This is a genomic window from Streptomonospora halophila (assembly GCF_039542725.1).
GTDB lineage: Bacteria > Actinomycetota > Actinomycetes > Streptosporangiales > Streptosporangiaceae > Streptomonospora > Streptomonospora halophila.
This window is the reverse complement of sequence record NZ_BAABIK010000046.1, coordinates 1-13,404: the sequence shown is the minus strand read 5'-3', so window position 1 is coordinate 13,404 and position 13,404 is coordinate 1. Positions and strand designations below refer to the sequence as shown.

General features: G+C 75.0%; 13 protein-coding genes. 4 read left to right on the top strand and 9 right to left on the bottom strand.

Annotated elements, in window-relative coordinates:
* Positions 1-146 precede the first annotated feature (146 nt).
* Complete coding sequence (locus ABEA15_RS24010) at positions 147-902, bottom strand: DedA family protein (protein ID WP_345559260.1); 756 nt, start codon at positions 900-902, stop codon at positions 147-149.
* A gap of 346 nt (positions 903-1,248) precedes the next feature.
* Here ABEA15_RS24010 and purE point away from each other — a divergent pair, with 346 nt between their 5' ends.
* Positions 1,249-1,785 carry a 5-(carboxyamino)imidazole ribonucleotide mutase gene (gene purE, locus ABEA15_RS24005; RefSeq protein WP_344144553.1) on the top strand — a complete coding sequence of 179 codons (537 nt, stop codon included), beginning with the start codon at positions 1,249-1,251 and terminating at the stop codon, positions 1,783-1,785.
* 231 nt (positions 1,786-2,016) lie between these two features.
* On the opposite strand, the gene ABEA15_RS24000 is transcribed toward purE, so the two are convergent.
* The 6 genes from ABEA15_RS24000 to ABEA15_RS23975 form a co-directional block, all read right to left on the bottom strand.
* On the bottom strand, positions 2,017-2,637 hold the full coding sequence (locus ABEA15_RS24000; RefSeq protein WP_344144551.1) for a type III secretion system chaperone family protein: 621 nt from the start codon (positions 2,635-2,637) through the stop codon (positions 2,017-2,019).
* Between the two features lie 135 nt (positions 2,638-2,772).
* The gene (locus ABEA15_RS23995) at positions 2,773-3,189 is read right to left on the bottom strand and encodes a CoA-binding protein (protein WP_345559280.1); all 417 of its coding nucleotides are present in this window, start codon (positions 3,187-3,189) and stop codon (positions 2,773-2,775) included.
* A gap of 163 nt (positions 3,190-3,352) precedes the next feature.
* Positions 3,353-4,684 carry a UDP-glucose dehydrogenase family protein gene (locus ABEA15_RS23990; protein WP_344144548.1) on the bottom strand — a complete coding sequence of 444 codons (1,332 nt, stop codon included), beginning with the start codon at positions 4,682-4,684 and terminating at the stop codon, positions 3,353-3,355.
* A gap of 448 nt (positions 4,685-5,132) precedes the next feature.
* A complete protein-coding gene (locus ABEA15_RS23985; protein ID WP_345559257.1) occupies positions 5,133-5,843 on the bottom strand; it encodes a hypothetical protein in 711 nt (236 codons plus the stop codon).
* A gap of 130 nt (positions 5,844-5,973) precedes the next feature.
* The gene (locus ABEA15_RS23980) at positions 5,974-6,672 is read right to left on the bottom strand and encodes a hypothetical protein (protein WP_345559255.1); all 699 of its coding nucleotides are present in this window, start codon (positions 6,670-6,672) and stop codon (positions 5,974-5,976) included.
* A gap of 111 nt (positions 6,673-6,783) precedes the next feature.
* Positions 6,784-8,256: an LCP family protein gene (locus ABEA15_RS23975; RefSeq protein ID WP_345559278.1), complete on the bottom strand. Its 1,473-nt coding sequence runs from the start codon at positions 8,254-8,256 to the stop codon at positions 6,784-6,786.
* 534 nt (positions 8,257-8,790) lie between these two features.
* Here ABEA15_RS23975 and ABEA15_RS23970 point away from each other — a divergent pair.
* Positions 8,791-9,795, top strand: coding sequence for a glycosyltransferase family 2 protein (locus ABEA15_RS23970; protein WP_345559253.1), 1,005 nt, complete (start codon positions 8,791-8,793; stop codon positions 9,793-9,795).
* 29 nt (positions 9,796-9,824) lie between these two features.
* On the opposite strand, the gene ABEA15_RS23965 is transcribed toward ABEA15_RS23970, so the two are convergent.
* The gene (locus ABEA15_RS23965; RefSeq protein WP_345559251.1) at positions 9,825-10,601 is read right to left on the bottom strand and encodes a glycerophosphodiester phosphodiesterase; all 777 of its coding nucleotides are present in this window, start codon (positions 10,599-10,601) and stop codon (positions 9,825-9,827) included.
* Positions 10,598-11,428: an IspD/TarI family cytidylyltransferase gene (locus ABEA15_RS23960; protein WP_345559249.1), complete on the bottom strand. Its 831-nt coding sequence runs from the start codon at positions 11,426-11,428 to the stop codon at positions 10,598-10,600. The genes ABEA15_RS23965 and ABEA15_RS23960 overlap by 4 nt, the downstream gene beginning before the upstream one ends.
* Positions 11,429-11,710: 282 nt before the next feature.
* Here ABEA15_RS23960 and ABEA15_RS23955 point away from each other — a divergent pair, with 282 nt between their 5' ends.
* On the top strand, positions 11,711-12,538 hold the full coding sequence (locus ABEA15_RS23955) for an ABC transporter permease (protein WP_344144536.1): 828 nt from the start codon (positions 11,711-11,713) through the stop codon (positions 12,536-12,538).
* Positions 12,538-13,353: an ABC transporter ATP-binding protein gene (locus ABEA15_RS23950; RefSeq protein WP_345559247.1), complete on the top strand. Its 816-nt coding sequence runs from the start codon at positions 12,538-12,540 to the stop codon at positions 13,351-13,353. Before ABEA15_RS23955 ends, ABEA15_RS23950 begins: the two co-directional genes overlap by 1 nt.
* Positions 13,354-13,404: the final 51 nt, after the last annotated feature.

Sequence of the window (13,404 nt, the reverse complement as noted above, 5' to 3'; positions counted from 1 at the left end):
GGCTCGCCGCTCGGCGGAGCGGGGGCGTGCCGCCTGCGAAGATCCACCGTACCGGCGCCCGAGTCCCGCGGTACAGGGCCCGCTCCGCGCGCTGCCGGACGAGGCCGGTGCTCCGCCGGCGCCGCCGCTGCCGGCGGCACCCGCGCTCAGCCGCGCGGAGAGCCGACCGGGGAGCCGCCGGCCGCCCGGCCGTTCGGCGCCGCACCGCCTCCGCCGCGCCTGCGCAGCACGTTCCTGCGCAGGCGGGCGACGACGAACCAGACGCACAGTGCGGCGACGGCCACCAGCACCGCGTTGCTGAGCAGCCCGCTCCAGCGCGAGAGGACCGGGGCGATGGCCGGACCGAAGGCGAAGCCCAGCCCGATCCAGATGCCGTTCCACACGCCGCTGCCGATGCAGGTGTAGGCGCTGAAGCGCAGGAAGCCCATCCGCTCGATCCCGGCGGGAATGGAGACCAGGCTGCGCACCAGCGGCACGCAGCGGCCGACCAGGACGGCGATGCCGCCCCAGCGTGCGAAGAAGCGCTCGGCCTTTTCGAAGTCCTCGATGTCGAACAGCGGCAGCTTGTCGACCAGCCAGCGGGTGCGGTCGCGTCCCAGCAGCGCACCGGCGAAGTAGAGGATCCAGGCGCCTACCAGGGCGCCCGCGGTCGCCGACAGGACGGCCAGCCAGAAGTTCATCCGCCCGTCGTAGGCGAGGAACCCCGCGCCGGGCAGCACCGCCTCGCTGGGCACCGGTGGGAAGACCGTCTCGATGAGCAGCGCGAGGCCGACCCCGATCTCGCCGATGTCGGTCATCAGGCTCAGCACCCAGCCGATGAAGCCCTCGTACTCGGCGCCGGGGGTGGGCGAGACCGCCGCGAACGGCAGCGCGGCGGGAGGCGGCGTCGGCATCGGCTGCATGCGGGATCAGCTCCGTCACAGGAAGGCGGGGACGTCCGGCGGGACTCGGACGGCCGGGCGGAAGAGGCGGGCCGGGGCCGCCGTCGGCTGTGGTCCGAAGTATGCCGTATCCGCGGGCCCTGCGCGGACCGGTCGCGGCCGCCGCGCCGCGGCCGGACCCGGACCGTGCGCGCCGCGTGCCGGCCCGGCCGTCGACCGCCGGACGCCCGCGGGCGAACCCCGGGTCGCCGGCGGCGCGGGCGGGGCCGGCGGCCGTAGGATCACACACGTCGAGCGGCACTGTGCGAGCCGCCGACCGGCCCGTGAGCTGCGCGGCCGTGCCGCCGATCCGTGAAGGAGTGCACAAGTGACCGAGGACGCCCCCGCCGTCGGCATCGTGATGGGCAGCGACTCCGACTGGCCGGTCATGGAGGAGGCGGCCAAGGCGCTCGACGTGTTCGGCATCTCCTACGAGGCCGACGTCGTCTCCGCCCACCGCATGCCCCACGAGATGATCTCCTACGGGAGCGAGGCGGCCGAGCGCGGCCTGAAGGCTCTCATCGCCGGTGCGGGCGGCTCCGCCCACCTGCCCGGCATGCTGGCGGCGGTCACCCCGCTGCCCGTGATCGGCGTGCCCGTGCCGCTGCGCCACCTCGACGGGATGGACTCGCTGCTGTCGATCGTGCAGATGCCGGCGGGTGTACCGGTGGCCACCGTGGCCGTGGGCGCCGCCCGCAACGCGGGGCTGCTGGCGGTGCGCATGCTCGCCGCGCACGACGCGGACCTGCGCGAACGCATGGTCGGGTTCCAGGAGGAGCTGCGCACCCAGGCCAAGGAGAAGGGCGAGCGGCTGCGCCGCCAGACCTCGGGCGGAGCCTCCACCGGGTTCGGCTCCGCGGACTGACGCGCCCGCCCGGCCGGAGCGGCAGGCGGCGGCCGGCCGCGCAACGGGGCGCGACCGCGGACCGGTGCCGCGCCGGGCACCGGGCCGGTCCGCCGCACGAGCGGGTCGGCCCCCGCCCGGCCCGTTGCGCGCGGGGCGGCCGTTCGCCGGCGCCGACCGGTAGCACCGGCGCGCCGGCGGGCCGCGCTCGCGGTCACACCCGCGGCGGTCCCGCGGCGGGCGTGTCCCGCCTCAGGTGTCGCCCCAGCGCGCCCACACATCGGCCGGAACGCGCTCGACGACGTCGGTGAGCGCCTCAAGCTTGGACTCGGAATCGCTCGGTCCGCCGCCGTCGCTGGTGCAGATGAGCACGTCGCGGTCCAGCACCAGGTCGGTCAGCCCGTACCTGCGCAGGTCCGCGCGCAGCGACTCCGACAGGAGCTCGACCGCGAACCTGGAGTCGCGGCTCTCGGCGTAGACGTCGTCCTCGCCTTCGGCGCCGCGGACCTCCCGGATGTAGACGTAGGGCACCGGGACCGGCAGTGCGACGGCGCACACCTCGATCCGCTGCCACGGGGCTCCGGCGGCGCCGTGGTGGACGTAGTCGAAGATCCGGAAGGGCCGCCCGCGGTGGCGGCCGGTGATCTCGTGGCGCACCCGCCCCAGCGGGCCCGGCGGCAGCGCCGTGCGCGGCCAGCCCTGGATGGCGGCCTGATGCACCTCGGCGTAGGACCAGCCGTGGGTGTCGGCGAGCTCGCGCCGCTGCTCGGCGCGCGCGGCGTCGATCGGCGGCGGAGCCTCCGAGCGCGCAGCGGAGCGGTCGGCGCCTGCTCGGCCGCCGACCAGCGAGCGCAGGAAGCGCGGGCGTCCCATGTCGGGCTCCCTACCCTGGGGCCGCCGGACGAACCCGGCGGCGGTCCGTGCGGTCGGCGGTGGACGGACGGCGCACGCGAGCCCGGCGGAGGCCCCCGGGGTACGCCCGGTGCGCAGCGCCCCGGCGTCGCGGGCTCATCCCAGCAGCCTCGGCCACTCGATGGCCGGGCAGCGGTCCATGACCATGGTGCGGCCGGCCCCCCGTACCCGCTCGGCGGCGCCGCTGTCGACGACGCCCAGTTGGAACCACACGGTGGAGATGTCGGGCCGCGCCAGGGCCTCGTCGGCGATGCCCCCGGCGTCCTCCGAGCGGCGGAACACGTCGGCGACGTCGACCTCGAAGGGGATGTCGGCGAGGGAGGCGTAGCCCTGCTCTCCGTGGACGGTGGCCGCACTGGGATGCACGGGCACGACCCGCTTGCCGCGCTCCTGGAGGAAGCGGGCGACGCTGTAGGCGGGGCGCTGCGGGTTGTCGCCCAGCCCGACGACGGCCCAGACCCGGGCCTCTTCGAGAACCCGGCGGATCGCGTCCTCGTCGGTGACTGCACTCATGCTCATGCCCCCATGATGCCTTGCCCGCCCGGCACCCTCCGAACGGGTGGGCGCGGCCGCCGCGACCGGGCGGACGCGCAGGCCGCGGCACTCCCGGGGCGATTCCGCGCGGCTTCCCGCGGACGGCGCGAGCGGATCCGGGCGGGGGTGGCCAAGCCGGGTCTCAGGGCCGTCCCAGCGCCCGGTAGGTCCAGCCGCGGGCACGCCAGCGCTGCGGGTCGAGCGCGTTGCGGCCGTCCACGATCCGCGGCTCCGCCACCACCTTGGCCAGCTCGTCGGGGTCGGCGTCGCGGAACTCCGCCCACTCGGTCAGCAGGAGCACCACCTCGGCGTCGCGAACGGCCTCCAGCATGCTGTGCGCGTAGCGCAGGTGGGGGAACTCCTGCTTGGCGCGGTCCAGCGCCTCGGGGTCGTAGACCGTGACAATCCCGCCGAGATCGGCGATCGCGGAGGCCACATGCAGCGCGGGCGAGTCGCGGATGTCGTCGGAGTTGGGTTTGAACGCCGCCCCCAGCACGCCCACCGTGCGCCCGTCGAAGCTGCCGCCGATGAGCCCGCGGGCGATGTCGACGGTACGCGCCCGGCGCCGCTGGTTGATGGCGTCCACCTCGCGCAGGAAGGACAGCGCCGGCTCCACGCCCAGTTCGTCGGCGCGGGCCATGAAGGCGCGGATGTCCTTGGGCAGGCAGCCGCCGCCGAATCCCAGCCCCGGCCCGAGGAACTTGCCGCCGATGCGGTCGTCGTGCGACAGCGCCTCGGCGAGCTTGATGACGTCGGCGCCGGCGGCCTCCGACACCTCGGCCATGGCGTTGATGAAGGAGATCTTGGTCGCCAGGAACGCGTTGGCCGAGACCTTCACCAGCTCGGCCGTCGGCAGGTCGGTGACCATGAACGGGATGCCCTGCTCGATCTGCGGCGCGCACAGGTCGCGCATCGCGGCCTCGACCACGGGGGAGTCGGTGCCGATGACGATGCGGTTGGGCCGCAGCGTGTCCTCAACGCCGAACCCCTCGCGCAGGAACTCCGGGCTCCAGCCCAGGTGCACCTCGGCTCCCGCGGGCACGCGGGCGGCGATGCGCGCGGCCAGCCGGGCGGAGGTGCCCACCGGGACCGTCGACTTGCCGATGATGACCGCCGACGCGGTCAACCGGGAGGCGAGGGAGTCGACGGCGGCCTCGACGGCGGAGAGGTCGGCCGCGTTGGAGTCGGCCCGCTGCGGGGTGCCCACGCAGAGGAAGTGGATGTCGGCGAAGGCCGTGGCCTCGTCGTAGTCCGTGGTGAACCGCAGCCGCCCGTTCTCGATGTTGCGCAGGAGGACCTCTTCCAGACCCGGCTCGTAGAACGGAACCCGGCCCGCGGAGAGGCTGTCGATCTTGGCCTGGTCGACGTCGACGCCCAGCACCTCGTACCCGAGCTCGGCCATGCAGGCGGCATGTGTGGCACCCAGGTACCCGGTGCCGATGACGGAGATCCTGCTGCGCGATTCTGCGACCAATGGTCCGTCCTTCCAAGCTGAGCTGGCGTCGCGGCCTTCGACGCCGACGCGGCTGCCGCCCGCGGCCTAGGCATGCTACCGCCGGGTCGGAAGAGGGTCGGCGCCGGAGCCGACGCGCGTCCGGGCCGCCCGGCGCAGTGGCCGGGCGGTCGCCCGGAGAACGCTCGGGCGTCTGCGGATGTGTTGTGGGTGCGGGCGCCGCGGCGATGCGCGCGCACCTGTCAAGAGGTGTTTCCGGATTGGTGCCCGGAGCAACGTCGACCGGCCCGCAGGGTCGGGGACCGCTTGCGCCGGCGGCCGGCCGTCGGGCCGATACCGCTCCGGGTCCGATGGTGCGGCGGCAGTGTGGCGCAGCTCGGGCGGCTGCTCGACCACAAGATTACCCGTGGGTAAAGACGGTGTCGCCCGCGGCGAGCGGCGCGTGCGCGGCGGTCCGGGGCGCGGCGGCTCACGGGCCGGTGTCGCGGTCCTCCCAGCGCCGCGGCCGCGGCTCGTTCCAGCCCGTCGCCCCCGGTTGGGGCGCCTGCTGGTCGCGCGGGTCGGACACGTGGTACCGCGGGGGCATGCCGTCGGCATCCCAGGACATCGTCCGCGTGCTCTCGGTGCCCGTCGCCGGCGTGTCAGCCGATCCGGCGGGCGGGGCGGGCTCGGCGGCGGAGGAGTAGCCGGAGTAGCGGTCCTCGTAACCGCCGTAGCCGTCGTAGTCCTCGTCCCCGCGGTCCTCGCGCACGCGGCGCCGCCACCGGGAGGGCGGCAGGGCCGAGACGACCAGCATGGCGCCGGCCAGGACGAACACCGGACCCCACGCGAACCACGGCCGCGAGCCCGCGCCCTCCACGTCCAGGAGGCCCTCCAGCCCCGGGACCGGCTGCGGCAGCCCCGCCGTCTCGACCACGCCGGCGGCGAGGAGCGCCAGCCCCGGCAGCAGCGCCGCCAGCGGCGACAGCCGAGATCCGGTGACCAGCCCCAGCAGCAGCCCCACCACGGCCAGCACGCCTACGGGCGCCGCCCAGGCGGGCGCCCCCGGCACAGCGGTCAGGTCGTAGTCGACGCCCGCCCCAGCGGTCCAGTGCGGTGCCCAGGCGAGTCCGGCCGCGAGGACGGGGGCGGCCAGGACACCGGCGAACAGCCCGAGGGTGTGACGTAGGCCGTTGGACATGGACGGACTCCCTCATGCGGACGCGCGCGGACACCACACGCTAACCGCGGGAGCCGCCGCATGCCAGAGGTGTGCCGGGCTCCGGCCGCGCCCGGACCGGCGCGCGCCGCGGACCCGCGGGCCGACCGGCTCAGCGGCGCTCGTCGCGCTGGAACTCCAGCGTGTCGCTCTGCGGCTCCGGCGCCTTCGCGCGCCAGCGCGGCCGGCCGATGTTCCGGCGCCGTATGGGCGTGGTGGTCTTGTCCGGGTCGCCGTGCTCGGGCACGGCGCCGCCCGGGTCGGCGGCCGCGGGCGGTTCGGGCGGCGCGGCGGGGGCCGCGGGCTCCGTCGGCCGCCCGGGCCCGTGCTCGGTGCGGGGACCGGGCACGCTGTCGGCGGGGTCGGCCTGCTGCGGCGCCGCGGGCCCGGCCGCCTCGGCGCGGCGGGAGCGCCACCGCGACGGCGCGAGCGAGGAGATGAACAGCAGGGTGCCCAGCGGCAGCGCCAGCAGCAGCACGGGGCCCAGCGGGTGCAGGACCGAGTCGTCGGCGATCCAGTCCGGCAGCGCCGAGTCCACCGTGCCCGGCGCCAGCACGGGCCACAGCGCGTAGCTCAGCACCAGCCCGCCGCAGCAGAAGGCGGCCAGCGGCGAGATGCGGGCGCCCGCCAGGAAGCCGCAGGCGACCCCGACCGCCATCAGCACGCCGACGGCGGTCATGGTCAGCGGCGCGTCGAAGCCGCCGCCCTCGCCCACGGTCGTGGAGACCCGCTGTGCGGACCAGGCGAGCCCGCTCCACAGGACCGGAGCGAGGGCCGCACCGGCCAGCAGGCCGATCAGATGGCGCAGCATCGTGCCTCCAGTACAGATCGCCGTACACCCCGGCGGTGCCGGGACCCCCACGGTAGCCCGCCCGCCTCCCGCCGCCGCCCGAGCGGAGGCGCCGCGGCGGCGGGCGACAGGTCAGCCCTCGCAGACCTTGTCGCGGGCGGTCGACGGGGCGGAACCGGTGGCGCCGCCGCCGGCGCCCTGCGGGGACGCGGACGAGGAGGCGGGCGCCGCCGTCTCGGGCGCGTCGACCTCCCGGTAGTTGAAGCCCACCACGACCTCGATCCGGTCGCCGAGCCCGGGATCCTCCACCAGCGACGACCCCGGCACCGTCTCGGCGACCATCCGGGCCTGGGCTTTGTTGTCCGGCGCGTGCCGCAGCACGGTCTCGGCCACCTCGGAGCTGGACCAGTTGCGCGCGGGCGAGGGCACCCGGAACCCGGCGTCGCTGAACGCCCGGCTGACCTCGGCGCCCAGCCCCGGGATACCGGTGCCGTTGAAGACCTGGAGGCTGACGTCGGCGGGGCGGGGCCCGGCGTCCTCTTCGCCCCCGCCGGAGGCCGAACCGCCGGACCCCCCGCCGCCGAGCGGCTTGTCGGCGTTGATGCGCGCGAACATCTTCGCGGCGGCCTGCTGGTCCCAGGTCACCGCAACGTCGCCGTGCGGCGTCCAGAAGTCCGTCTGCCCCACGGGCACCGTGGTGAGCGTGACGTCGCCCAGGCCGACGCCGCGCAGCTGCCCGGCGAGCTCGTTGATGGCGGCGGTGTCCAGGCCCTCGTCGACGGTGACCGAGTTCAGCGCGGTGTCGACGAAGTCGCCGAAGCGCTGCGGGTCGGAGAGGGTGTCGGTGCTCAGCGCCGTCTCCAGCATGGCCGAGATGACCTGCTGCTGGCGCTCGATCCGGTCGAGGTCGCCGCCCGCCGTCTGCCGGGTGCGGGCGAACGCCAGCGCTTCGGTGCCGTCGACCTCGTGCGTGCCGGCCGCCATCTCAAGGTGGGCCTTGGGATCCTCGATCGGCTGGGGCAGGCACACCTCGATGCCGCCGAGGGCGTCGACCATGTCGACGAAACCGGTGAAGTCCACTTCGACGTAGTGGTCGATGCGCACGTGGGTCGCCGATTCGACCGTCCGCACGGCCAGCGCCGGTCCGCCCAGGGAGTAGGCCGCGTTGATCTTGTTCTCGCCGTGGCCGGGGACGTCCACCCAGGAGTCGCGCGGAATCCCCACGACGGTGATGTGCTCGCGCTCCGCGCCCAGGTGGACCAGCATCATCGTGTCCGAGCGGCGCCCCTCGGCGCGGCCCACGCCCAGTTCGTTCTGCTCGGAGCGGTCCATGCCGTCGCGCGTGTCGGAGCCGATGACCAGGAAGTTGAGTGCGCCAGTGGTGCCGGCCTGCGGGCGGTCGCCGTCGGCCAGCCCACTGAAGACGTCGAAGCGGTTGAGCCGGCCCGAAACCCACCCCGTCAGCGACCACGCCGTCCCCGACGCGAGCAGGACCACCACCGACAAGGTCCCGGCCAGAAGGAGCGCGACGCGCTTGCGGCGCACACGGCCGCTGGGCGGGGTGAACCCGCGCCGCGGCTCGGGGGGAGTCGGCGCGGAGCGCATGCGGCGGAACTCGCCGCCGCGGTCGGCTCGGTTCCCGCTGCTCCGGTCGTCGCCCGGGCGGTTGCTCACAGCACCCTCCGTCCGCTCGCCGCTCCGCGGTCCTGCGCGGGCGGAACGGGGCCGGCGGTGCGGCAGGCGGCAGGCCCGGAGCGCGCCCTTCGGCCGACGCCGTCCCCACCGCCTGCGAAGAGGACGCTGCGCATCGCGTGCCCATCGGTTCCGCGCGTGTCCACCGGCCCTCACTTCGCCTCTCTAGGTTGTCACCGAATCCACCGATCGGTCGCCCGATGTCAGCTCTCGGCGTGTTGCCCCCTTCCTGCCGAGCGCGCGGCGCCGGCGTGTCGGCCCTGCCCTGGTTCGACGCATCCGGCGCCCGTCCGGTTCAGGCGCTGCGCGCCGCCGCCCGCCGCCCCGGGTGGAGGCGGGAGACAGCGGTCACCGTGGGCGGGCGCGGCCGGAGAGTGCAGTACCGTATCGACTGCGAAGCCGCGAACCGGCCTCGCTCCCAGTGCAGCCCGACCGTTGGAATCGCCCGTGACCTGGCCGGCCGTATCCGTCGTCATGCCCGTGCTCAACGAGGAGCGCCATCTGGCGTCCGCAGTCCGCCACGTCCTCGCGCAGGACTATCCGGGCGAGCTGGAGGTCGTGCTCGCCGTGGGCCCCTCCGCCGACCGCACCCGCGAGGTCGCCCGCAGCATCGCGGCCGAGGACGAGCGGGTGAAGGTCGTGGACAATCCGACTGGCCGGACCCCCACGGGGCTCAACGCCGCGATCAAGGCGTCCTCGCACGGCATCGTCGCCCGCATCGACGGGCACTCGATGATGCCCGCCGACTACCTCGCCGTCGCGGTACGCACCATCGAGGAGACCGGGGCCGACAACGTCGGCGGCATCATGGCCGCCGAAGGCGAGACCCCGTGGGAGAAGGCGGTCGCCGCCGCCATGACCTCCAAGGTGGGCGTGGGCAACGCCCGCTTCCACACGGGCGGCGAAGGCGGCCCGGCCGACACCGTCTACCTCGGCGTCTTCCGCCGTTCGGCGCTGGAGCGCGTGGGCGGCTACGACGAGGCGTTCCTGCGCGCGCAGGACTGGGAGATGAACCACCGCATCCGCACCAGCGGCGGCACGGTCTGGTTCGAGCCGCGGATGCGGGTCTCCTACCGCCCGCGCCCGAGCGTGCGCGCCCTCGCCAAGCAGTACTTCAACTACGGCCGCTGGCGGCGCGTGGTGGCCCGCCAGCACAAGGGCACGATCAACCTCAGGTACCTCGCACCGCCGGTCGCGCTCTGCGGAATCGCGGCCGGCCTGGGGGGCGGCGTCGTGTTCTGGCCCGCCTGGCTCATCCCCGGCGCCTACGCGGCCGCGATCCTCGCGGCGTCGGTTCCGCTCGGCCGCGGGCTGCCCGGGCGGTCCCGCCTGAGCATCCCGCTCGCGCTGGCCACCATGCACATGGCCTGGGGCGCGGGCTTCATCACCAGCCCGCCGAGCCTCGGCGCCGACTCCCGCGTGGCCCGCGCCGGCCGCGAGCAGCACGCGTAGCCCGCCGGCCCCGCCGGCCGGCGGCCGCGTCAGTGCGACTTCAACGCCGCGACCACGCCCGGGACGTCGTCGACCACCACCGCGTCCACGCCGGCCGCGGTGAAGCGGGCCGCGTCGACCGGATCGGGGCACCAGGCGAGGACCTCCAGCCCGGCGCGGTGGGCGATGTCGGCGGTGTAGGCGACGCCCCGGCGCCCCGGACGTTCGGGATCGCCGGTGAGGCCGAAGGACCGAGCGTCGATCGCCACCAGTTCGCAGCCCAGCCCCGCGGCTCCGGCGACCGCCTGGTCCAGTGGGTTGCGCACGAACGGCATCCACGCCAGTGGAATCTCCGGCGCCCCCGACCGGACGTCCATCAGCACGGCGGGGTCGAACGAGCAGACGATCACGCGCTCGCGGCCGGCCGCGGCGCGCCGGCGCTCGGCCTCGCGGCGCACCGCGGGCAGCAGCAGCGCCGTGGTGCGCCGCTCGGGCGGGTCGACCGCGTCCTCCATCACCGTCTTGACGTCGACGTCCACCCCCACCGCGTCGGGGACGGCCGCGAACGCCTCCTTCAGGGTCAGCAGCCCGTGCTCGCGGCACACGTCCGCGGGCAGGTCAACGATCGGCCGGCCGTCGGGGAGGGCGGCGTCGTGGTGGACGACCAGCACGTCGTCGGCAGTGCGCCGCACGTCGATCTCGATCCAGTGCGCCCCGGCGCCGACCGCCGCCAGATAGGACTCCGCGGAGTTCTCCCGGTAGCCCGAGTCGGCGCCGCGTCCGAAGCCCCGGTGGCCGACGACCGCGGGCGCGTTGAACACGCTCACCCGCGGGACTCCCGCCGCCGATCGCGGGTTCCGGCAGCGTCCGGGCCCGATCCGCCGTCCCCGGCCGCCCCCTGCTCGCGCAGGCGCAGCAGGGTCTCGGCGATCTCGACGTCGCCGGGGTTGGTGACCTTGATGTTGGCCTCGTCGCCGGCGATGATGCGGACCTCCTCCTCGGGCAGGTAGCGCAGCACGACGCCGCAGTCGTCGGTGGCGACCAGCGCGGGGTCGGCCAGCGCCTTCCGGTAGGCGCGGCGCACCACTCCGAGGCGGAACCCCTGCGGGGTCTGCATCCGCCGCAGCGAGGAGCGCGGCGGGACGTCGCGCAGCACCTCGGCGCCCCCTGAGCCCGCGGAGACCTCCACGACGGTGTCGCCGGAGGGGACGGCCACCCCCACGGCGCCCGCGCTCGCCAGGGCGCCCACGCACGCGCCGACGACCCCCGGTGTCACCAGCGGCCGGGCGGCGTCGTGCAGCAGCACCAGGTCGCCGTCGCCGCGGTGCTCCAGCGCGCGCAAGGCCGCCACCGACGTCTCGGTGCGGCTCGCGCCGCCCGGCAGGACGGCGGAGACGCCGCCGAGGCGCGCGGCGATCTCCTCGGCCTCGGCCCGGTGCTCGGGCACCATCAGCACGATGACGTCGTCGACCTCGGGAGCGGCGCAGAACGCGGCCGCAGCGTGCTCCAGCACCGGGCGGCCCGCCAGCGGCAGCAGCTGCTTGGGCCGCCCACCGCCCATGCGTGCGCCGACGCCGCCGGCCAGCACGGCCGCCGTCACGTGGGGGCGCGCACCCGCTGGCGCGTGCGCGGGCGAGGCGGGGTCCACCTGCATCGTCGTCCTCTCTGCCGCGGCCGTCGGCGCCGGCCATCGGCGGGGCTGCGCTGCCCTCCCGGCGCCGCAGCCGAGATTAGCCCACCCGCATCGGCGCGGCCGGTGCGCGCCGGAGCGGAGGGGGCCGCGTACGGCCGCCGGTAGGCTGGAACCCCCGCCGCGCCGCCGGATCGGGCGGTGCTGCCGGGAGCGCGAGGCGCCCCTGCCGCGGGCCGCGGCGGGAGGGCGGCGAGGGATGCGCAGCGGCTCCGCCCGCGGCGGCGGGAACGGGCAGGAGGTGCGGTGGCGTCACGCGCGCTCGCCGTCTGGCGGAACCGGCGGGTCGTCGGCCTCCTGGTGCGGCGCGACCTGAAGGTCAGGTACCAGAACTCGGTCCTCGGCTACGCGTGGTCGATGCTGGAGCCCCTGGCGATGGCGGGGGTGTACTTCTTCGTCTTCGGCCTCGTCTTCGACACCGACCGCGGGGTGCCCGGCGGCGGCGACGCCCCGGGCGGCTACCCGCTCTTTCTGATCTCGGGCCTGCTCCCCTGGCTGTGGTTCGCCCAGTCGCTCAGCCAGGCGCCCACCGCACTCATCAGCCACAGCAGGCTCATCACCACGATGCGCATGCCGCGCGAGATCTTCCCCGTGCAGGCGGTCGCGGCCAAGTTCGTCGACTATCTGTTCACCTGGCCGGTGCTGCTGGTGTTCGTGTTCGCCCTGGGCGGGCGCACCAGCGCCGAGGGCCTACTGGTGTGGCTGCCGCTGGCGATCGCGGTCCAGTTGGTCCTCTCCCTGGGCATGACCCTGCTGCTGGCGACGCTGAACGTGCTCGTGCGCGACGTCGAGCGCGTCGTGCGGATCCTGAACCGGGTGCTGTTCTACGGCTCCGCGATCATCATCCCCTCGTCCCTGGTCCTGGAGTCCGACCGCCTCCCCGCCTGGTTCGTCACGCTGTTCCAGTTCAACCCGCTGCTGGGCATCTTCAAGATGCACCACGCGGTCTGGTATCCGGCCGACGCCCCCGGGGCGCTGGTCCTCTCCACGAGCATCGGCGGAGCGGTCCTCGTCCTGGCCGTCGGTTACGCGACGTTCCGGCGTCTGGAGACGTCGGTGCTGAAGGAGCTGTGATGGGGGAGACGGGACGGCCCGTCATCGAGGCCGAGGGCCTGGGCATCCGGTTCTCCGCGAACCGCGGGCGCCGGCGCGGCCTGCGCGAGGTGCTGCTCGGCGCCCGGCGCGGCCCGGGGCCCCGCGGCGCGTTCTGGCCGGTGCGTGACGCCTCCTTCCGCATCCACCGGGGCGAGTGCGTGGGCATCGTCGGCAGGAACGGGACCGGCAAGTCCACGCTGCTCAAGCTGATCGCGGGGGTCCTCATCCCCGATGAGGGGAGGGTGGAGGTCCGCGGCCGGGTGGCGCCGCTGCTGGAGCTGAGGGCCGGATTCAACGGCCGCCTCACCGGACGGGAGAACATCCACCTCGTCGGATCCCTGCACGGGATGGGCCCGGGTGACATCGAGGAGCGCTTCGACGAGATCGTGGAGTTCGCCGACCTGCGCGACGGATCCGTCGACACACCCGTGCGGCACTACTCCAGCGGCATGAAGGTCCGGCTGGGGTTCGCGCTCATCACCCGCCTGGACCACCCGATCCTGCTGGTCGACGAGGTGCTGGCCGTCGGCGACGAGGGGTTCCGGGCGAAGTGCTATGCGGCGATCGACCGGATGCTGGCCCAGGGCCGGACGATGGTGCTGGTCTCGCACAACGAGGCCGACCTGCGCCGCTTCTGCTCCCGCGGCTTCTACCTGAAGGACGGTGCGCTGGCGCTGGACGACGGCATCGACGCGGTGCTGGGGGCTTACCAGGCGGACCGGCGCGCCGAGCGCGCCGAGCCTGACGAGACCGAACCGGCTGAGCGCGGCGGCGCGGTCGGCGACGCGGACTAGATCGTTGATGGGAGTTGTTGTGTGTCCCGGTCAGTGGTCGTAGGCGATCAG